We start from the raw sequence: 17,474 nt of genomic DNA on the forward strand, positions 1-17,474 counted from the left end.
GCAACGTTCAATGCACCAACTGCCGGGCCAGTGCCACCTCCACCGAGTCGCCGTCCTGGTTCAGGACATCGAGTCCGGATTCGGGCACGTCGCCCGATGTGCTCTGCGACACCATGATCTTCTTGGCCATCAACCCCAGGCAGGTCATCTGCGAGGAATTGGCGTAGCCGAGGTAGACCACGCGCACCGGCTGCTTCTGGCCGATGCGCCATGAGCGCCGGGCGGCCTGCTGCAGCGAATACACGTTGTAGCCGGACTGGAGGAACACGATGGTCGGGAACTCCAGCAGGTCCAGGCCGGTTTTCACCAGCTCGGGATTGGTGATGAGCACGTCGATGCCACGGTCCAACTGCTCGGCGATCCAGTCCTCGCGGCGGGAGGCATCCACGCTCGCGCGCAGTACCGCCACCTTGAAGCCTTCCTGCTCCAGCAGCACCTTCAGGCGCGACGTGGTGTCGCGCGTGCCGGTGTAGACCGAATAGACCAGGGTCTTGCGACCTTCCGCCTTCTCCTGCCGGCAGATCTCGATCAGCTCGCGTTCCTTGGGCATCACCTCCAGTTCGTTGAACTGAGCCGGTACGAACGCCAAGGTGTTGCGCGTGCGCGGATGCACCACCGTTTCCGACCGGAAGCAGCAGTCCGGCCAAGCCAGCAGCACGTTGAGGACCACACCGAGCAGCGTCGTGTCGCGCTTCGCCAGGGCCTGCTTCAGCTCCTGGGTCAGGCGACCCGCCAGATCGCGATAGGCCGCAGCTTGCGCCGTGTCCATCGCGACTTCGCGGAACTCCTCGTCGTAGGGCGGCAGCACATTTCCGCCGATGTCCTTCAACTTGAGGAAGACCGTGAACGGCAGGACGCAACGCAGCACGCCCTTGGGACCGAAACCCGGCGCCTTGACCGTGCGCACCGATACCTTGGTGCCCTTGGCTGTCTTGTGCGCCGTGCCGGTGCTCTCGGAATAGATGTCCTTGAGCACCCCGTGATCGCGCATGAACGCCATCGCGGCCGACGTCATGCTGCCGTTCTTCGTCGGCCGGTAGCCATCTTCGATCATCCGCCCCGGCAGGGCTCGGAACAGCAGGTGGAACAGGTCGTCGCCGTAGCCGCCCATCAGTGTGCCGGTGAGCAGCAGCGTCTTGCGCGCCTTGGCCGCCAACACCCCCATGGCCTGGCCCTGAGCGGAGCCGCCGTTCTTGTACTCGTGCGCCTCGTCGGCGATGAGCAGGTCGAACGTGCCTTGGGGAAGCTGCCTCTTGATGAACTCGGACGGCTGGTAGCCGCCCTCGCCGAAGCCGAACTCCATGTTGGCCATCGCACGTTCCATGCGATGGGCTTGCCGGTCCGAGAAGACCAGCTCGCCGTTGCCATCCATCAGGTTGATGAACTCGTGGATGTTGTCCCCGAGCATCGACGCGAGGAAGGCGTCGCCGAACTTCTGCATCAGCTTCTGCGCGGTGACTTCCCCGATGGTTGGAATACGCTTCAGTGCCTTGAGCACGGTCGAGGACTGGTCGCTGGCGGACAGGCCTCTGGGACGGATCAACGACCACAGCGGTGCACGGCAGTGGCTGCATTTGCGGCGGGACTCCTCGGCTTCGAGTTCGACCGGGTTGATCGGCTCGCCGTCGAGGTCGGTGATGACATGCCCGCAATCCGGGCAGGCCCCCACGTCGCCGTGAGGCGCGCGCCGCCGAACGAAGACAGGTTTCCAGTGGAACCCCATCCGCATCCGCACGCGGCCCAGGACGAAGAACTCCTGCCCCTGCGCCGGCACGCCCAACTGCTCGCGCAGTTTCAGCAGCTTGACCAGCGTGTCCGGGCCATTGAGCACCCAGACCTTGGCACCGGCCACCGTCTCCTGGATTTCGCGCCGCCACTTGTAGACCAGGTGGGGTGGCGAGAGCACCAGGGTGCGGCGGTAGCCTTCGGCGTTGAGCATGGCGGCCGTGGCGATGCCGACGGTCGTCTTGCCGCAGCCCATCTCGCCATTGACGATCGCGGCGCGTTCGCCGCGATCGACCAACAGCTCGGTGACGGCGTGGACCACATCGGCTTGCGCCGGGAACAGCTTGCGCTTGAGCGCGGCGAGGATCAGTTGCCGATGCACCCGCACCTGGCCGGTGTAGACCGGAGGATTGGCGCGGTTGAGCGAGTCGAGCAGCTCGTCGCCGAACTCGGACACGAAGTCCTGCAGGCTGAGCGTGAGGGGTGAAGCGGCCGCTTCGAGCAGGTCGCCCTGCACAGCGGTTTCGGGAACGGTTTCGAGATCGAGGGACATGGTGATGCTCCAAAGAAGATGGGGCATGGACCTCCCCCACGGGGCGTGACATGCCCCTGGGTGGGAAAAAAGACGCGGCAAAGAAGACCGTAGGTGCCGCTGGATGCGGATCAGTATTCGCTGGGCAGCAGCAGCGTGGTGACGCTGCGATCCCACTCTGTGATGATCCAGAGCTTCAGGTCGCGCGTGACCTGGTAGGACGAGAACAGGCGATCCTCGCCGGACTTCAGCGCGGCATCGTTCTGCCGTCGATCGCTGTCGTCCAGGTCGCCCCAATCGCCATGAAGATGGCGGCGCAGGTACGGCGTGGGGTCGAGCCGGCCCTGTCGGACCAGCTCATCGACGCCGGCGGTCATGACCACCTGCCCGGGCGAAAAGCGTGCTTGTGACGCGAGGTTGAGGATTGCGAGTGCCATGGTGGTTTCTCCTTATGGAAGAAGGGGCCACGGCACCCCCATCGGGGCAACGTGACCCCGGTGGGTGGATGAAAGCGACGGCGAAGCGTCAGGGAACAGCGATCAGCGGATGGTCAGCACTTCGCCCCACGTGGGCGAGCCCAGCGTCAAGTCCCATGCACGAATGACCGGCACGAACTTGTCGGTGAGGATGCGCGTCTCGGCCACGGAGCCGTCGTCGCGCTCGGTGTATTCCGTCTGGAGCGTCTTCTCCTTGTGGGTATCACCTTTGACGACGAGCACGCGCCCGCTCTTGGACGTCACCACGCCGGAGATCGCGCCTGCGGCCAAGGCCAGGGCGAGATGCCAGTGCGACAAGGCCCGCGCGGGCGGACGCAGCGATTGCTGCGCGGCGCCCAGGTGGGTATCGAGCGCCGGCCAGAGTCCTTGCAGCCGGCCGACTTCATCGGCGAACTGCTCGGGCTCCATCGTCACGCGATAGAAGTGCTCCGGCTCGGCCGGGCTGGCAGGGACGGTGTACGGCAGGAACGGCCATTCGAGCGGCAGCTCCTCGGCTTCGGCGTCGCCCTGTCCGATCTGCAGCAGCAGACCACGCACGGCCTTGACCGACTCCGACGCCTGGTCGCGCTGACGAATCCTGCGGCCGAAGATCACCACCTGCTTGAACTGCGTTTCCACCGCACGGTAGATGCGTAGGTCGGCGAAGTGGCGCGTCAGCCATCCGACCAGCTCGGGGTCGAGCACGTAGGACGGCACGATGAAGATCAGCACGCCGTCGTACTGCAGCAGCGGCAGCGCGCGCTGATAGAAGAGCTTTTCCAGCCGCGCACGGCCCTGGCCCTGATAGCCGATGTTGCCGTTCACGTCCTTGCTCAGGTCGCCATACGGCGGGTTCAGCCACAGCAGCCCGAAGGACTGGCGCGAGATCAGCATGTCCATCAAGTCGCCGTGGATGCAGCGATCGACCAGTTGCCGTGCGTGGCGGGCCCGCTCGGCGTCGTACTCGACGGCGAAGGCCTGGACCTGCTCGCGCCCGAGGGCGTGGGCCGCTTCGGCAATCGCCACGCCTTCGCCGGCGCAGGGATCGAGGATGGACATGGAGCCGGGAGACGGCGCCAGTGCGGACAAGGCCCGCTCCAGCGTCGGCTCGTCGGTGGGGAAGTAGCCGTTACGGATGAAATTGCGCGCCAGGCGCGGAAACATGAGTGCCATGGATTACTCCTGATGATGGATGAGGGAAGGCGGGCACGCGCGGCGCGCATGCCCGTTGGGATGGCTCACGCCACACGCCGAAGCGGTGCGTTCGCGGCCAGTTCGTACTGCGTGGCGCCGAGGGTGCCGTTGCGGATCAGCTCGCCCAACGCCTTCGTCAGCGCCGGGACATCGAGGGCCAGCCGATGCCCTTCCAGCGGCCCGAGGGCCAAGGGGAGACCGGTCAGCATCCGCCGTGTCTGCAACAGCTCCAGCACGGTGTCGCGCCAGTGGTCGAGCAGTGGCAGCGGGCAGGTGTCCTGCACCAGCGTCCACAGCCGGTCGAGCCGGTGAGCGGAATCCCTGGGCAGAAGCGCCAGCGCGCTGGCGTTGGCCTTGTCTGGCTTCACGCAGCGACGATCGAACAGCCACACGTTCGTCAGCGAACCGAACAGCGTTCGCCGATAGGCGCGGGTGATGCGCTTTTCCAGGTTCTCGACGTTGCCGACGAAGACCGAGATGGATGCGCCCTGCTCGGTGATGACGTGGAACTGATCCAGTCCCTGTTCATCCCGGCCGAGGGTCAGGCGGGCGAGGAACTCCTGAACGGCGGTGTCGCGCGCCCAGATCGAGAGAAAGACGAGATTGCCCTGCTCGTCACCGACGCAAGCGTCGGCCATGAGGTCGGGGCATTCGTCGATGCGGTACAGCGGTTTCGCGGAAGAAGGTGCAGGCATGGTGATGTCCTCTTGGAAAAGAAGGAGCAACCACAGCCCGCGGGGCCGTGCTCGCCCCGGTTGGGTGAAGGAAGATGCGTGCCCCTAGACAGCGCGTCCCGCGTGGAAGCGGTGAACCCGCTCGCGCCACTCGGGGCTTTGCACCGGCGCCATGTCGAGATAGCGCAGCGGGCACGAGTAGTAGTACGGATGCACGGACTCATCGAGGGACTTGTAGCCCCAATCGCCGCCCGAACTTTCCAGCAGATGGCAGCCGATGTAGCAGACGGACTCACCGGCCGCGAGGCCCATGACGCCCGCCTGCCTGGCGGTGACGCGAACCACGGTCCACAGAACGTCGCCGTCCAGCGTGTGGTCGATGACTTCGCAGCAAGCGCGTTCGGACGCCTGCGGAGCGATCAGCTCGCGGATCAACTGATCGCGCGTCTGACGAACGAAGGTCCAGCCCATGAAGGTCTCCTTGAAGAAATGGCCGGAGCCCTCCCCGTCGGGGGAGAACCCCGGCGGGTGGCGGAATGCCGCGCAAGGCGGCGGATGGATCAGGCAGTCTTGAGGTGCCAGTCCTGGGACAACGGAGCGAACTCGTAGCCCAGCTTGTCGAGACGGTCGCGCTGCTGACGCAGCACACGACGATCCACGGTCGCATCGAGCTTCACGGTCTCGCCCAGGGGCCACAAGGCACCGAACAGCGCCGCGTCGTCTGCCTCGGCCGAGGCCGCAGCGGACACGGGAGCCGGTTCGCTGCCGAACGGCGTGGTATCGACCAGGGGATCGCGCGGACTGCGCGGCTTCGCCTTCGGCTTGGCCGGGGGCAATGCCGGCGCGGGCGTCTGCGCCTCCTCGTCGATCGGATCGACTTCCTGCGGACTCAGCCGGCGGGCCTCGTCGCGGCTCAGGGCGTCGATGTTGGACAGCGTCATCCCGCCCAGATGGGCGCGGATCTCGATGACCATGCGGCCGTTGGCGTTGTACGTGGAGGGACGAATCTCGACGATGGCGAAATCACCGTCGTACTTGCCCTCGCGGTACTGATCGAGTTCGGCGTTCTTCACGACGAACTCGCCGATCGAGGTCGCCAGGCGGCCGACGTTGAAGTCGCCGTTCCTGCCGTGGATGGTCTTGATGGCCAGTTGGCCGGGGATGGTGATCATGAAGGTCTCCTGGGACGATAGAGAAGACAAGGCCCCGGGGATGGGGCCTTGCGGGTCAAAACGACTCGGCAACGGCCAATGCGAGGGCATCGGCAGCGTCGTCGGCAGCATCAGCGTCGGGCTCGGAAGGCTCCGGTGCCGAGGCCTGCTGCGCGGCGGGCGCGTCGGACGTCACAGGGACTTCCGGGTCGCGCTCGCCGGTCTCGGTCGGCTTGGGTTCGGCCTTGTAGACGAGCTTGCCGTCGACCTTGATCCAGCTGACGAACAGCAGGCGGGCCTTGAGGCTCACACCCTGCTCGCCGGCACGCTTGCCCTTGGAGTAGGTGAAGGTGTCGGTCCACAGGTCGCCCATGCGGAAGCCGATCATCACCTTCTTCTCGGCGTCGACCGCCTGAATGCAGCGGCGCACCAGGTGCTGCGCTTCCGATCCCGATACGCGCGTGTCGAAACGCACATACGAAACGTCATCGCTGGGACCGTTCAGAGCCGCGATGTCGCAGGCCAGGAACGCATCGCCTTTCTTGGGCTTCACTTCGCGGATGCGATTGAGATACCCGAGGCCGGTGATGTGCAGATCGAAGTAGGACTTTTCGTTGGAAGTGGTCATGGTGAATCTCCTGGGAACAATGAGGCGGAGACACACCCGACCCAAGGCGGGGAAGGTGTGGAACCCCCGCGTGGGTTGATGGAACAGCTTGGTGGCATCGCCATCGAGAACCGATGGCCGTTCGCGCATGGATGCCGGTGCGAACTGGGGTGATCAACGCGGTCGGAACCGCGTCGCAGCCTTGAAGATCGTGGCTGCCTGGGCATGTCGCTGACGGACGTCAGCGGAACATGGCCGGAAGCGTGGCGCCGGGGCGGCGCGCAGGCGAGCGGCAATCGGCACTCGCGGCTGTCCGCATTGCCGGGAAGAAAGAGGCCCCCGGAGCGGGGGCCAGGGATGGGCGGTCAGTTGCCGCTGGGCGTGGAAGGAACCGCCTGCAGCGACAGGTGTGTCGCGGTGGCGGACACGTCGAGGTCGTCCTCGCTGTGCAGGATGCGCGCAAACACGCCCTCCTGCGGATCGAAGAACTCGCCGAAGTCGTCGCCACCGAACTCGGCGCGCGCCAGCTCCCACCAGTCATCGAAGGCATCGACATCCGGGTTGCAGCCAGCGGCATAGGCGATGGTCTTCTGGCGACCATCGGGTCGGCGCTCGCCGCACTCGGCCAGGAAGTACACGCCCTGATCCTTGACCAGGATGACGCGGCATTGATTCGCCACCGCTTCGGCGAGCACGGGCCGCAGCTCCGTGCCTTTGAATCGAACAGTCATGGGTGTGATCTCCAGGGGGCAGGAAAAGAGGCTTCCCGCCGCGAGGGCGGGAAGCTGCTGTGAGATCAGTGCCGGATAGCCTTACGACACGACAGGCACTGCACGCGGATGCGCCGCCAACTCCCGTCGTCGATCAGCCGTTCCAGCGTCTCGCCGAGGGTGTCGAAGAACACCTCATCGACCCGTTCGACCAGCTCGCCGTCGCGGTGCAGCTCCACCGCGTAGAGGTCGAGGCCACGCTCATACAGCACGGTGACGCGACCCTGGAACTTCGTCGTGGCGACGGTGAAGCCGATGGCCGGCGGCGTGCGGATGATGTCGGCGGGCAGCGGATCGACCCAGGTGATGTCCCGCGCGCCGGCATCCACCAGCATGTGGGTGACGCGCCGGAAACCGTCGGGAGCGGGCAACTGCTCCAGTTGGTCGACCAGTTCCTGCAGCTCGGGGCAGCGGGGCTTGGGAATCGGCAGCTTCGCCGGTGCGGACCCGAGCACCAACCGCTTCACCGTGTAGGGCTGGCCGTCGGCGGTGAACTCGGTCTGCTCCTCGGGCGTGTCCGCCCGCTGACCGTCGAAGCGGCGTCTGACATAGGGTTCGACCTGCACCTTGGCGCCCTCGTCGGGCACTTCGGTCACGAGCGTGCGATCGAGCACCGCGAACTCGGCTCGTCCCGTCTTGACGACGATGGCCTCGTCGGTGGTGGCGATGACCTTGCCCTCGAAAGGCTTCGGGTCGATGTGAAAGCCCAGCGTCGAAACCTTGGGCTGGCCGTCGAAGATGTTGAATTTGAACGAACGGACGTTGGAAGGCACATGACCGACAACGAGCGTCGGCATCTGTGCGCGGATGGCTTGGGTATCCATGGGGAGACTCCTTGTGGCAACCAAGGGACTCCCGCCCGCAAGGGAGGTCTGTCCCTTGAGGGTGAGGTGGATGGACGCGGGTGCGCCCGGAGAACGAAGCAACCAGCACGGCGAACCGCGCCGCAGTCTTGAAGGTCTCGACTGCCTGGGCATGCTGCCGGCAACGCCAGCGAACATGCGGCCAGCGTGCGGCACATGGCGGCGACCGTCCGTTGGGAATCGGCAATGCGCCGGCACCGCGTTCCGCGAAAAAGAAGAGCCCCGACGTGGGGGCTCGAATGGGTTGCGGGTTACTCGTCGTCGTAGAGCGTCAGCCCGTCCAGCACTGGCGCGTCGGCATCGAACACCAACATGCGAACGTCGGCGAGCGCAGCCAGGTGCAACACTTCCACGAGGGACTCCGGCACGCCCTTGGCCCGGTGCTCCTGCCGCAGCTCTTCGGCGGTGATGCCCTCGACATGCTGCAGGTTCGCATCCGTCCAGGGCGTGGCGACCAGCTTCACGCCGACCGCCGGGCTGTAGGGAATGCGGAAGGCCACGAACAGAAAACCGCTCGGCGTGGCGATGTCCGCCAGTTCGGCGAGGAAGCGACCGGCCTCCTCGGTGATGTGCGCCGAACTGATTTCCCAGGCACGGCCGTAGAACCCGGTCTCGAAGCGCAGGCGGCGTACCACCTCGCGCGCGGCTTCCTCGGAGTAGGTATCGCCGACGTGCAGCGGCTGGCCGGCTTCTTCGGCCATGACGGCGTAGACGAGGTTTCGGGCGATACCGTGGCTGGGGCACTGCGCGTCCAGCTCGGGCGGCACGTTCTGGCCCTCGGTGATCAGCGCGAAGTCGTCGCAGAAGACGCAGGCATGGCGCTCGACCTGGCTGTCCGGCAGGTGCGACTGCGAGACGTGCAGCGGCAGATAGCTCAGCGGGCAGTCGTCGTCGTAGGAAATCGCCAGCAGCCGCTGCACGGACAGGCCATCGTAGCCGCGGACGAAGGGTTTTTTGGAATGAGACATGGGATTCCTCCAGCAGAGGATGGCCGAGGCAATCCCCTGCCGGGGATTGAACCCCAGCGAGTGGATGAAGTGGCAGCCGGTCAGCCGGCCGCGGCGTCGGGCCGCCCTGGTGGCGGGCGGTGCAGGTCAGTGGAAGATGCTGATTCGGGACATGGCCGCTCCTGCGAAAGGAAGGAGGGACATGGCCCCGAACGGGGACGCATGTCCCTCGTGGGGTGGGATGAAAAGACGGCGGGTTGCCAGGCGCGGCTCACCAGCCGTTGTAGTGCAGCGTGAGGTCGGCGATGACCTGGCGCCGCTCCAGATCGAGGCCGCCGAAGTCGGACAGCCCCTCGAAGCCGCAACGCTTGAGCATCGCGCCGCCCTCGCGGGAGTTGTAGAAGCTCACCATCGCGGACAGGAACATGCGTTGACCGCTGCTCAGCACGCCCAAGGCGTCGTTGAGCATCAGCATGTTGGGCCGCAGGTCCCACTTGGTGGTGGCACGCTGCAGACCTTCGCGTGTGCCGTCGCCGAACCACTCGTGACCGGCGATCTGCGCGCCGCGCTTCCAGGCCTCGAAGAAGGCCTGCGGTGCAGCGTCGAAGTGCGCCTGTTCCAGCGCCATCTGATCGAGCACGTCTTCGGGTAAAGACAGATTCATGAGAGAACTCCTTGAAGGGTGGGAATCAGGCGTGAGCGCGCTGTGTCCAGGCATGGGTATCCAGGGCGCGCTGTGCTGCGAGGTGGTTCGGGAAATACTCGACGGACTCCCGCGATACCGGGCCTTCGTCGTCTTGTGTGCCGATGTAGTGGCCGGCCGCGCTGCGCAGCACCTGTAGCGGCAAACGCTTGCCGGTCCAGGTCAGCGCCAGCGCACCACTGCGCACTGCGGTTGCAGAGGAAGATGCGGAAGGTTCAGACATGCCGTGCTCCTTGGTGGGTCGGGGAGCACGCATCCCGCAGGGGATGGGGTTCCCCTCGGGTGGTTGAGAAAAGTGCATCGTCGCCAGGCCGGCGAGCGTCCGCGGTGGGCGATGCGAAGCGGACTGGATCGGTCGACGCGGCGAACCGCGTTGCAGTCTTGAAGACCGAGACTGCCAGGGCATGCCGCTGACGACTGTCAGCAACGCATGGCGTGAGGATGGGCGCGAAGCATGGCTGCCGTCGCAGGGAAAACCGAATCGCGGACGGCCCGCTTTAGGGCAATGGCCCGCGTCACGGGACAAGGCAAAGACCAGGGCGCCGAAGGCCACACGGGCCTTCGGCTGAAGAGAAAGGAAAACCACCTGTGGGCTGCGTCAGCGCAGGCCGTCGTCAAAGCCGTTCGCTGCGTCAGCAATCGCACCCGGCCCGTTTCGTGGCTGGGGCCGGAAACCTCTGGCGTGCATCCACACACAAAGGGAGCCCGATGTTTCGCCGGCGGGCACCGGCACGGAATACCCTCGGCCCAAGGGGCCTCCTCACGGCTCGCGCGGCGGCAAGGCGTCAGGAAGCCCCTCGTGACCGAGGCAAGGCACACCGATCAAGGGAATGGCGGCGGGCGCGATTCGTGGAGCAATGACCTTCTCGCCCCGTCGCCCGACGGCGGGCAGACGGGGCGCGCACACCGTTGCAGAAGGAGACGCGCGCTTTGGAGTCCCGCGCGGTGCGGGACGTTTGCCTCGCCGCCAGTGAAGTGGCCGGCGCGGCAGGGGGAAGCGAGGATCAGGACGCCTTGGAGGCAGCGCACCGCTTGCGCGGTGCGCTGCGCCGGCCCGTCGGGGACTCGATCGGCAACGTGCCCTTGCAGTCCGGGTAGCGCGAACAGGACCAGAACGCGCCGCTCTTGCCCGTGCGCTGCTGCATCGGTGCGCCGCACTGCGGGCAGGCCGGCGCCGGCGGCAGCTTGAGCGAGAGCGTTGCGCCGCGGTACTGCTGCACGAGCTGGCCGACCCACACGGACTGCTTCTCGATGAAGGTGTCCAGCGCCATCTGGCCGGCCTCGATCATGTCCAGCGCCTGCTCCCACACCGCCGTGGTGCCGGGGTCGGCGATGGCCGAGGGCACCGCGTCGATGAGCGTAAATGCCGCATCGGAAGCGCGGACGGCGCGGCCTTTCTTGACCAGGTAGCCGCGACCGATCAGACCGTTGATGGTGTTGGCGCGTGTCGCCTCGGTGCCGATGCCTGTGGTATCTCGCAGCTTCTGTTTCAGCCGCGGGTCGGTCACGAACTTGGCGACAGTCTTCATGGCCTTGATCAGCTCGCCCTGCGTGTAGGGCTTGGGCGGCAGCGTCTTCAGCGCCTTGAGATCCACCTTGCCGACCGGGCAGGACAGGCCCGCATGCAGCGCCGGCAGCACCTGGCTGCGCTGCGCATCCTCGCCGTCGGCATCGTCCGGCCCCGGCGTCGCCAGCACCTCGCGCCAGCCGGTGACGGCGATCTGCTTGCCCACGGCCGCCAGCGACTGACTGCCGCACGAGAACTGCGCTACCGTCCGGTCGAACTCATGGTGCGGGAGGAACTGCGCGAGGTAATGAGCGCGGATCAGCCGGTAGACGGCCAGTTCCTTCTCGTTCATGGCCGACAGGTTAGCGGGCTCCAGCGTCGGGATGATGCCGTGGTGAGCCGTCACCTTGCCGTCGTTCCAGGCGCGCGAACGCTGGTTGCGGTCGAGCTGGCCGATCAAGGGCCGCAGGCTGGGATCGGTGGCGAGCAGTGCATCGAGCACCGCCGGCACTTCCGCGAGCATGCTTTCGGGCAGGTATCCCGAGTCGCTGCGCGGATAGGTCGTCGCCTTGTGCGTCTCGTACAGCGCCTGCGCGATGTCCAGCGTCTCCTGCACGTCGAGGCCCAACTGCTTGGAGCACACCTCCTGCAGCGTGCCCAGGTCGAACGGCAGCGGCGGTGCCTCGCGCACGCGCTCGGTGTCCACCGACACGACCTGCGCATCGCGTGCGGCGCGAATGCAATCCGCAGCCTGCTGCGCCACCGGCTGCTGAAGGCAGCGACCCGCTGCATCGGTGCTGCCTTCGGGCGGTATCCAGCTCGCGGTGAAGGACCGGCCGGCATGGGATAGCAGCACGTCCACGGCCCAATACGGCACAGAGACGAAGCGCGCGATCTCGCGATCACGATCCACCACCAACTTCAGCGTCGGCGTCTGCACGCGCCCCACCGACAGCACGCCGGTGTAGCCGGCCTGCCGACCTAGAAGCGTAAACAGCCGGCTCAGGTTCATGCCGATCAGCCAGTCGGCACGCGAGCGGGCCAGGGCCGAGTAGTACAGCGGCAGCGTCTCGGCGGACGGCTTGAGCGCACCCAGCGCCTTGCGGATCGACGCATCGTTGAGCGCCGACAGCCACAGGCGCTGAATCGGCCCGTGGTAGCCGCACAGGTCGATGATCTCGCGGGCGATCATCTCGCCCTCGCGGTCGGCGTCGGTCGCAATCACCAGCTCGCCCGCCTTGGCGACGAGCTGCTGCACGACCTTGAATTGCGCCGCGGTCGCCGCCTTGGGCTCGACACGCCAACGCTCAGGAAGAATAGGCAGTTGCTCGATGGCCCAGCGCTTGTATTGATCGCCGTAGCCTTCGGGCGGAACCGCCTCCACCAGATGACCGATGCACCAGGTCACGACGACACCGGCGCCACTGTAGCAGCCGTTGCCGCGGTGGCCGGCACCCAGCACACGGGCGATGTCCTTGCCCTGGGACGGCTTCTCGCACAGGAACACGCGCATGAAGCCTCCTTGAAAATGTGCGGTTCATCGGATGGGCGTCAGCTTGGCGGGGCCAGGAGATGCCGGCAGCAAGGAAGCCGATTGATGCAGACACCGCTTTGTGATCGGCAGGCGGTCCGTTGCCGCAGCAGTGCGCATAGACCGCAGGAGCTGGCACAGCAAGAGCGTCGTTTCGGGAGGGCGGCTGGAACTCTGTGGACGACCTTGGAGCTATCCCCTGGGGATAGCTCGCTGGTGCATCGCGGGCGTATGACGGTTGCTACAGCCGCCCTCGGGGGACCGGCGATGGGCGAACTACTGTCCGCCGGCCGGCTTGGCGCTGAGCGCCACCGACTCGATGCGGTACGGCAGGATGCCCACGCGCCGCGCCTCGACCTTGAACGTCACGCGCTCGTTCTCGTCGGCGTCCTCCCATTCGTCGCGCACGGTGCGGCCCTCGACCAGCACCCGCATACTTTTCTGGTACAGCGTCTTCCAGTGCTCGGCGTCGCGGTGCCACAGCTCCACGGGCGCCCAGAAGCCGCCGCGATCTTCGTACTCGCCGTCCTTCTTCGGGATCGGGTTGTCGAAGTAGACGTTCAGGCGAAGCAGCCGGCGCGGCTCGTCGTTGCCGTTCGGGAATTCGCGGTAGTCCGGCGCAGAACCGATGTTGCCCTCGCCGACGAAGTGCGTGCTCATGGTGACTCCTTGGTGGTGGGTGGAACGGACGCGGTATGCCCGTGGACGCGCCGCAGGTAAGCCGCTTCGGCCTGGGCGGCCTTGCTGGCGCATTCCAGGGCTTGGCGAGCGATGCTGTGGGTCAGGCTGATCTGCATGTTCAGCACGATGCGCTGCAGTTCCATCGCGTACAGCTCGTCGATCAGCGAGGCCGGCGTCGCGGGGTTGGCCAGCAGGGCCTCCCACAACGCCACGCCCATGGAGGAACGGTCGAGGTTGCGCCAGCGCAGGAAGGTCGTCCCTGCGCCAGTGGCCTGCTGGGCCAGTTGCACGTCGAGCAGGCTGAAGGGGTAGGCGCGCGCCTGGGGCAGCACGCGCCGCTGCGCCAGGCCAATCACGTCGTCGCGCAGCGCTGCGCACTGGCTGGCCCAGGTCTCCAGACTCCCCTTACCCTTAAAAGGCTGTAAAAGGCCTTTTAGGTAGCCTGCGTGTTCCAGCCGCTGGAAGTCCGCCTGTTCCAGCGCCACGAAGCGCGTGGAGTGGCTGATGGGGGGCGATGCCGTCATGCGTCAGCACCCTCATTGCCCGTCGCTGGATTGGCTGCGCCATCCGTGTGAGCCGGCGCATCGGGCTCGATGGCGGGCGCAGCATGCGGCGTGCCGGGCTTGGTCGTCCGCCGCGCGATGGGTGGCGCGAAGCGCGAGCGGCGCGTGCCTTCCAGCACGTCCTGCGGCAGCTCGCCGAACTTCTCCAACGCCGCTCGCGCCGCGGCGTTCTTCGCCGCGAAGTCGTCGCGCGTCGTGCCCGAGTAGCGGTACTGCTGGGCCAGCGAGAACAGGCTGCGCAGCGCGTGCGCGCCATCATTGAGCCAGCGCTCCAAGGTGCTGCGGTCGATCAGCGCCGTGTGGTGCGCCAGGATGAGTTTGCGCGCCAAGTCGTCGTAGTCGGCCAGCAGGTACACCGCCATGAAGCCGAGCTGGGCGTTCACGAACAGCGGCAGCTTCACCGGCTGCACGTTCATGTTCTCGCCCAGCGACAGCGCCGGGGGCACGTCGGCCAGGGCCTGATCCACCTGTTCGCGCAGGGTCTGCAGACGGGTCTTGGTGTCGGCGAGTTTGTCCTCGATCCGCAACATCCACCAGTCCGAGTACGGATCGTCCTGCTCGGCGCCGCGCTTCATCTTGTTCATCGCACTGATGAAGCCGTTGAGTCCGATGATGCCGGCGCGCCCCTCGGTCGGCGCACGGCCGTGCCAGATGCGCGAAGCGTGGTGCGTGTGCAGCGTCAGCGACATCGCGCTGCGCAGCGACCCGAGATTCAGTTGCAGGGGTTCATTGGCCATGGGTGACGACTCGCATTAACGGAACGAGTCGCCAGCATCGGCACCGCCCGGAAGGCCGTCAGTCAACAAACCGCAATCGGCGTGCGCCCGGTTTGTCGGTGGCGGGAAGGCTGGCTGTCCCAGCTATCCCCTGGGGATAGCCTCGCGGCGGGTAGCGACGGCAAGCGCCGCCTGCTGTCCCAACTGTGCAATGAAACCTTCGAGTTGGCCGTCGGCAACATCGGCATGGCGGCCGGCGGCGATGTCGGCCCAGCCCATGCAAGCTGCTTCCTGCAGCGCCTTGAGTTTGGCTGCTTCAGGCTCCTTGGTATTCATGGTGAATCTCCAGTGAGGAAAACCTCCTTCACTCCCGTGCCGGCGGCCACTGCTGCGCGGCGTGCAACACGCGCAGGATGGACACCGCGCGGGTGTCCTCCATGTAGACCACCACGTAGTTCGCACGCACGACCATCTCCCGCGTGCCGGCCACGCGGCCAGGCCGGTAGAGCTTCGGGCGCTCCGGCAGCTTCGCGGCCTTGGCCTCGATGTCGTCCTTCAACCGCTGCGCGGCATCGGGGTTGTCGTCCGAGATGTAGTCAACAATCGCCAGCAGGTCGGCGCGGGCAGCTTCCCGCCACTCAAGTACGCGCACGCCGCTTCCTGTCGATCAGGGCCTGCGCCTCATCCATGACCTGCTGGTGCGGCACCGGCGGCCGTGTGTCGGCCAGCGCCTCCTGGACCTTCGCCCGGAACCAGGCATCGTAGGCCTCCGGGTCGGCCGTGAGGCCAGCCGGCAGTGCGCCTTCCTTGACCACACGGGTCAGCAGGATGCGCACGGCGTCCGAAACGGTGAGGCCGACCCCGGCGAGTTTCTCGGCTGCATCGGCCTTGAGCTTATCGTCCACGCGGATGTGCAGCATCGAAGTCTGTGCGGCCATCGTTGCTTCTCCTGTTATGCATTAGCCCCTATTTTGTATCTCAATTGAGACCTTGGCAAGGGTGTAGCCGGATTGACCCGCCGGAAGGCTCCCTGTCCCAGCTATCCCCAGGGGATAGCTCGGCCGGTCACGGGTCGCGCAGGGCCGCCCGCAACCGCGCCAGGTGGGCGCGCGCCACTTCGGGGGATACCGGCGGTGCCGATGGCGCCGGTGCCGGTGCGGGTGGACGGGAAGCAGGCGGCACCGTGGCGCTGTCGCCCGCCCAGGCCTTGAACTCCCCACGGATCGCCTTCTGGATGATGCCGAACAGGTAGCCAGCCGGGTTGCGCACCGAGCTGTTGCAGCAGCGCGCCTCCCATTCGTCCAGCACCGCCTGCCGCAGGGCTTCGTCCACCTGCCGCAAGGCCACCAGCGCGCCGGACTGCTGCTCGTGCTTCAAACGCTGGAAGCGGTCTGGCAGCCGCAGGTTCTGCAAGGCCCTCGCGCGCGGTACTGTACGTACTTCATTTATACGATCATTACGTACTGTACGGTCCTGCTTCGGAATCCGAAGAGAGCCGTCCGGCGCGGGTTTCGGCCCTGCTTCGGATTCCGAAGACGGGCGCGCAGCATTCCGAAGAAGGGCTTCCTGGCCTTCTTCGGATTCGTGGTCCGCACCCTCCTGTGGATAACCTGGCGTCGTCCAGCCATGCCGCGCCATGCGCTGCGCCAGCACTTGCAGGCGGGTCGGCAGCGTGCGCCCGCTGAGCAGCGGGTCTTCGGCGATCTCCCGCAGCGTGTTCATGCCCACGACCTGCACCGCCTTCGCCGCGTGCGTGAGCGCCTGACTGACCAAGCCCAGGTAGTCCGGGTCGAGCTGCATCGCCTCGAAGGGCGACAGCGGTTCGTCGTGCAGCACGTAGAGGTTGCCTTGGATACGGCCGGTCCTGGGATCGCGCCGCCGCCGCACCAGGCTGAGCCAGCGTGTCAGCCGCAGCAGCGTCAAGGCGCGCGCCACGGTCTCGTGCGAGGCTTGCGACGCACAGGGCATGGACGCCAGATAGGGGCGGAGCTGGTCGTAGGTAGGAAAGGCGGTCACGCCGTCGTCGTTGAGCTGCAGGCGGAACACCTGCCAGGCATTGCGCTCCAGCGGCGTCAGGCGCCGGTCGAGGAACAGCGCGCGCGGGACGCTCTCGTGCCGGTTGCCGCTGTAGAGAAAGCAGTCCTGGCTCGGCGCCGTGCCCTGCGCCGGTTCCTTCGGCTCAAGGTGCCGCAGCGCCTCGTCGAACAACGCCGACAGCGCAACCGGGCCATCGCGCCGTGGTGCGCTGCCCGTGGTCATGGCTACACCAGCCCCTGGTCGATCCAGTTCCGTATCGCCGACCAGATCACCGACATGGGCAGGGTCATGGCCTCGGCCAGGTCCATGGTCAGCGCCAGCATCGCCATGTCGTCGGTCAGGGCGATATGGCGCTCGGTGACGCCGGCCTTCCAGCGCTCCCACAAGGCCACGTCCTGCGCCTCGTCGAGTACCGGATGCCGGCCCTTGCGCTTGGGCAGCCCGAGGATGTCGCGGCGCAGCGCCACTTCCTGATGCGTGAGGCCGTAGAACTTGCTGACCATCTCCGTGCTCGCCCCCAGGCGCAGCATGCGGTCCACCGTGGCGATCTCCCGCTCCACGTCGTGCACCTGGCTCAGCAGCCGCTTCAACACCTCCTGGTTCACCGACACCGAACACCATGACACCGTGGCATTCACCAGCATGCTCACGAGTTCAGGGTGCTTCAGCGCATCCAGCTCCTCCTCGCCGAAGCCCATGGCCTTGCAGCGGCGCAACTGGCCGTTGCGCAGGTCATGCAGGGCCTGGGCGATCACGGCCTGGTTGAGCGGGTGCGGTGCCGACATGCGAGAGCCTCC

The 17,474-nt window shown here is 66.5% G+C and carries 21 protein-coding genes; all 21 read right to left on the bottom strand.

All coding sequences use genetic code 11. The annotated features are described in order from the left end of the window. Positions 1–7: 7 nt before the first annotated feature. The 21 genes from IP93_RS11315 to IP93_RS11420 all read right to left on the bottom strand — a co-directional run bounded on the left by IP93_RS11315 (position 8) and on the right by IP93_RS11420 (position 17,462). Entirely contained in the window at positions 8–2,278 is a 2,271-nt protein-coding gene (locus tag IP93_RS11315) for a helicase-related protein (RefSeq protein ID WP_144815744.1), read from the bottom strand. Positions 2,279–2,388: 110 nt separating this feature from the next. After that, a complete protein-coding gene (locus IP93_RS11320) occupies positions 2,389–2,694 on the bottom strand; it encodes a hypothetical protein (RefSeq protein WP_034037958.1) in 306 nt (101 codons plus the stop codon). A 102-nt stretch (positions 2,695–2,796) separates the two neighbouring features. Further along, positions 2,797–3,906, bottom strand: coding sequence for a DUF6094 domain-containing protein (locus IP93_RS11325; RefSeq protein WP_034037957.1), 1,110 nt, complete (start codon positions 3,904–3,906; stop codon positions 2,797–2,799). Positions 3,907–3,971: 65 nt separating this feature from the next. Further along, a complete protein-coding gene (locus tag IP93_RS11330; RefSeq protein WP_144815845.1) occupies positions 3,972–4,622 on the bottom strand; it encodes a hypothetical protein in 651 nt (216 codons plus the stop codon). 84 nt (positions 4,623–4,706) lie between these two features. Then, on the bottom strand, positions 4,707–5,072 hold the full coding sequence (locus IP93_RS11335) for a hypothetical protein (protein ID WP_018076219.1): 366 nt from the start codon (positions 5,070–5,072) through the stop codon (positions 4,707–4,709). 89 nt (positions 5,073–5,161) lie between these two features. After that, positions 5,162–5,773 (bottom strand): DUF3275 family protein, encoded by a 612-nt coding sequence (locus IP93_RS11340; RefSeq protein WP_034037956.1) that lies wholly within the window; start codon positions 5,771–5,773, stop codon positions 5,162–5,164. Positions 5,774–5,828: 55 nt separating this feature from the next. Then, a complete protein-coding gene (locus tag IP93_RS11345) occupies positions 5,829–6,380 on the bottom strand; it encodes an STY4534 family ICE replication protein (protein ID WP_119163123.1) in 552 nt (183 codons plus the stop codon). 344 nt (positions 6,381–6,724) lie between these two features. Beyond that, positions 6,725–7,090, bottom strand: a complete 366-nt coding sequence (locus tag IP93_RS11350; RefSeq protein ID WP_019751269.1) for a DUF3085 domain-containing protein — start codon at positions 7,088–7,090, stop codon at positions 6,725–6,727. A 65-nt stretch (positions 7,091–7,155) separates the two neighbouring features. Then, positions 7,156–7,953 (bottom strand): hypothetical protein, encoded by a 798-nt coding sequence (locus tag IP93_RS11355; protein ID WP_011805442.1) that lies wholly within the window; start codon positions 7,951–7,953, stop codon positions 7,156–7,158. Positions 7,954–8,243: 290 nt separating this feature from the next. Beyond that, positions 8,244–8,960 carry a DUF5983 family protein gene (locus tag IP93_RS11360; RefSeq protein WP_144815748.1) on the bottom strand — a complete coding sequence of 239 codons (717 nt, stop codon included), beginning with the start codon at positions 8,958–8,960 and terminating at the stop codon, positions 8,244–8,246. 250 nt (positions 8,961–9,210) lie between these two features. Continuing rightward, positions 9,211–9,603 carry a hypothetical protein gene (locus tag IP93_RS11365; protein WP_003141051.1) on the bottom strand — a complete coding sequence of 131 codons (393 nt, stop codon included), beginning with the start codon at positions 9,601–9,603 and terminating at the stop codon, positions 9,211–9,213. Positions 9,604–9,628: 25 nt separating this feature from the next. Then, positions 9,629–9,865, bottom strand: a complete 237-nt coding sequence (locus IP93_RS11370) for a hypothetical protein (protein ID WP_011805444.1) — start codon at positions 9,863–9,865, stop codon at positions 9,629–9,631. 781 nt (positions 9,866–10,646) lie between these two features. After that, the gene (locus IP93_RS11380; RefSeq protein ID WP_043221507.1) at positions 10,647–12,662 is read right to left on the bottom strand and encodes a DNA topoisomerase III; all 2,016 of its coding nucleotides are present in this window, start codon (positions 12,660–12,662) and stop codon (positions 10,647–10,649) included. Positions 12,663–12,956: 294 nt separating this feature from the next. Continuing rightward, on the bottom strand, positions 12,957–13,340 hold the full coding sequence (locus IP93_RS11385; protein WP_016852001.1) for a single-stranded DNA-binding protein: 384 nt from the start codon (positions 13,338–13,340) through the stop codon (positions 12,957–12,959). Then, positions 13,337–13,885, bottom strand: coding sequence for a DUF3158 family protein (locus tag IP93_RS11390; protein ID WP_017244812.1), 549 nt, complete (start codon positions 13,883–13,885; stop codon positions 13,337–13,339). The genes IP93_RS11385 and IP93_RS11390 overlap by 4 nt, the downstream gene beginning before the upstream one ends. Continuing rightward, complete coding sequence (locus IP93_RS11395; RefSeq protein WP_017244811.1) at positions 13,882–14,661, bottom strand: PFL_4669 family integrating conjugative element protein; 780 nt, start codon at positions 14,659–14,661, stop codon at positions 13,882–13,884. Before IP93_RS11395 ends, IP93_RS11390 begins: the two co-directional genes overlap by 4 nt. Before the next feature lie 123 nt (positions 14,662–14,784). Beyond that, positions 14,785–14,976, bottom strand: a complete 192-nt coding sequence (locus IP93_RS11400) for a hypothetical protein (protein WP_011805449.1) — start codon at positions 14,974–14,976, stop codon at positions 14,785–14,787. 28 nt (positions 14,977–15,004) lie between these two features. Then, positions 15,005–15,292 carry a type II toxin-antitoxin system RelE/ParE family toxin gene (locus IP93_RS11405; RefSeq protein WP_009618209.1) on the bottom strand — a complete coding sequence of 96 codons (288 nt, stop codon included), beginning with the start codon at positions 15,290–15,292 and terminating at the stop codon, positions 15,005–15,007. After that, positions 15,279–15,578, bottom strand: coding sequence for a type II toxin-antitoxin system RelB family antitoxin (gene relB / locus IP93_RS11410; RefSeq protein WP_009618210.1), 300 nt, complete (start codon positions 15,576–15,578; stop codon positions 15,279–15,281). The genes IP93_RS11405 and relB overlap by 14 nt, the downstream gene beginning before the upstream one ends. 127 nt (positions 15,579–15,705) lie before the next feature. Then, positions 15,706–16,899, bottom strand: a complete 1,194-nt coding sequence (locus IP93_RS11415) for an STY4528 family pathogenicity island replication protein (protein ID WP_017244810.1) — start codon at positions 16,897–16,899, stop codon at positions 15,706–15,708. 2 nt (positions 16,900–16,901) lie between these two features. Then, positions 16,902–17,462 carry a DUF2857 domain-containing protein gene (locus IP93_RS11420; RefSeq protein WP_018076214.1) on the bottom strand — a complete coding sequence of 187 codons (561 nt, stop codon included), beginning with the start codon at positions 17,460–17,462 and terminating at the stop codon, positions 16,902–16,904. Positions 17,463–17,474 lie beyond the last annotated feature (12 nt).

This window comes from Aerolutibacter ruishenii (assembly GCF_007830115.1).
Classification (GTDB): domain Bacteria; phylum Pseudomonadota; class Gammaproteobacteria; order Xanthomonadales; family Xanthomonadaceae; genus Aerolutibacter; species Aerolutibacter ruishenii.

What these genes read in the sequence shown, in the direction of transcription:
- IP93_RS11335 (WP_018076219.1), bottom strand. Translation starts at nt 5,072, where the DNA reads ATGGGCTGGACCTTCGTTCGTCAGACGCGCGATCAGTTGATCCGCGAG.
- relB (WP_009618210.1), bottom strand. Translation starts at nt 15,578, where the DNA reads ATGGCCGCACAGACTTCGATGCTGCACATCCGCGTGGACGATAAGCTC.
- IP93_RS11395 (WP_017244811.1), bottom strand. Translation starts at nt 14,661, where the DNA reads ATGGCCAATGAACCCCTGCAACTGAATCTCGGGTCGCTGCGCAGCGCG.
- IP93_RS11360 (WP_144815748.1), bottom strand. Translation starts at nt 8,960, where the DNA reads ATGTCTCATTCCAAAAAACCCTTCGTCCGCGGCTACGATGGCCTGTCC.
- IP93_RS11420 (WP_018076214.1), bottom strand. Translation starts at nt 17,462, where the DNA reads ATGTCGGCACCGCACCCGCTCAACCAGGCCGTGATCGCCCAGGCCCTG.
- IP93_RS11355 (WP_011805442.1), bottom strand. Translation starts at nt 7,953, where the DNA reads ATGGATACCCAAGCCATCCGCGCACAGATGCCGACGCTCGTTGTCGGT.
- IP93_RS11385 (WP_016852001.1), bottom strand. Translation starts at nt 13,340, where the DNA reads ATGAGCACGCACTTCGTCGGCGAGGGCAACATCGGTTCTGCGCCGGAC.
- IP93_RS11400 (WP_011805449.1), bottom strand. Translation starts at nt 14,976, where the DNA reads ATGAATACCAAGGAGCCTGAAGCAGCCAAACTCAAGGCGCTGCAGGAA.
- IP93_RS11415 (WP_017244810.1), bottom strand. Translation starts at nt 16,899, where the DNA reads ATGACCACGGGCAGCGCACCACGGCGCGATGGCCCGGTTGCGCTGTCG.
- IP93_RS11380 (WP_043221507.1), bottom strand. Translation starts at nt 12,662, where the DNA reads ATGCGCGTGTTCCTGTGCGAGAAGCCGTCCCAGGGCAAGGACATCGCC.
- IP93_RS11345 (WP_119163123.1), bottom strand. Translation starts at nt 6,380, where the DNA reads ATGACCACTTCCAACGAAAAGTCCTACTTCGATCTGCACATCACCGGC.
- IP93_RS11330 (WP_144815845.1), bottom strand. Translation starts at nt 4,622, where the DNA reads ATGCCTGCACCTTCTTCCGCGAAACCGCTGTACCGCATCGACGAATGC.
- IP93_RS11370 (WP_011805444.1), bottom strand. Translation starts at nt 9,865, where the DNA reads ATGTCTGAACCTTCCGCATCTTCCTCTGCAACCGCAGTGCGCAGTGGT.
- IP93_RS11320 (WP_034037958.1), bottom strand. Translation starts at nt 2,694, where the DNA reads ATGGCACTCGCAATCCTCAACCTCGCGTCACAAGCACGCTTTTCGCCC.
- IP93_RS11315 (WP_144815744.1), bottom strand. Translation starts at nt 2,278, where the DNA reads ATGTCCCTCGATCTCGAAACCGTTCCCGAAACCGCTGTGCAGGGCGAC.
- IP93_RS11365 (WP_003141051.1), bottom strand. Translation starts at nt 9,603, where the DNA reads ATGAATCTGTCTTTACCCGAAGACGTGCTCGATCAGATGGCGCTGGAA.
- IP93_RS11350 (WP_019751269.1), bottom strand. Translation starts at nt 7,090, where the DNA reads ATGACTGTTCGATTCAAAGGCACGGAGCTGCGGCCCGTGCTCGCCGAA.
- IP93_RS11340 (WP_034037956.1), bottom strand. Translation starts at nt 5,773, where the DNA reads ATGATCACCATCCCCGGCCAACTGGCCATCAAGACCATCCACGGCAGG.
- IP93_RS11325 (WP_034037957.1), bottom strand. Translation starts at nt 3,906, where the DNA reads ATGGCACTCATGTTTCCGCGCCTGGCGCGCAATTTCATCCGTAACGGC.
- IP93_RS11390 (WP_017244812.1), bottom strand. Translation starts at nt 13,885, where the DNA reads ATGACGGCATCGCCCCCCATCAGCCACTCCACGCGCTTCGTGGCGCTG.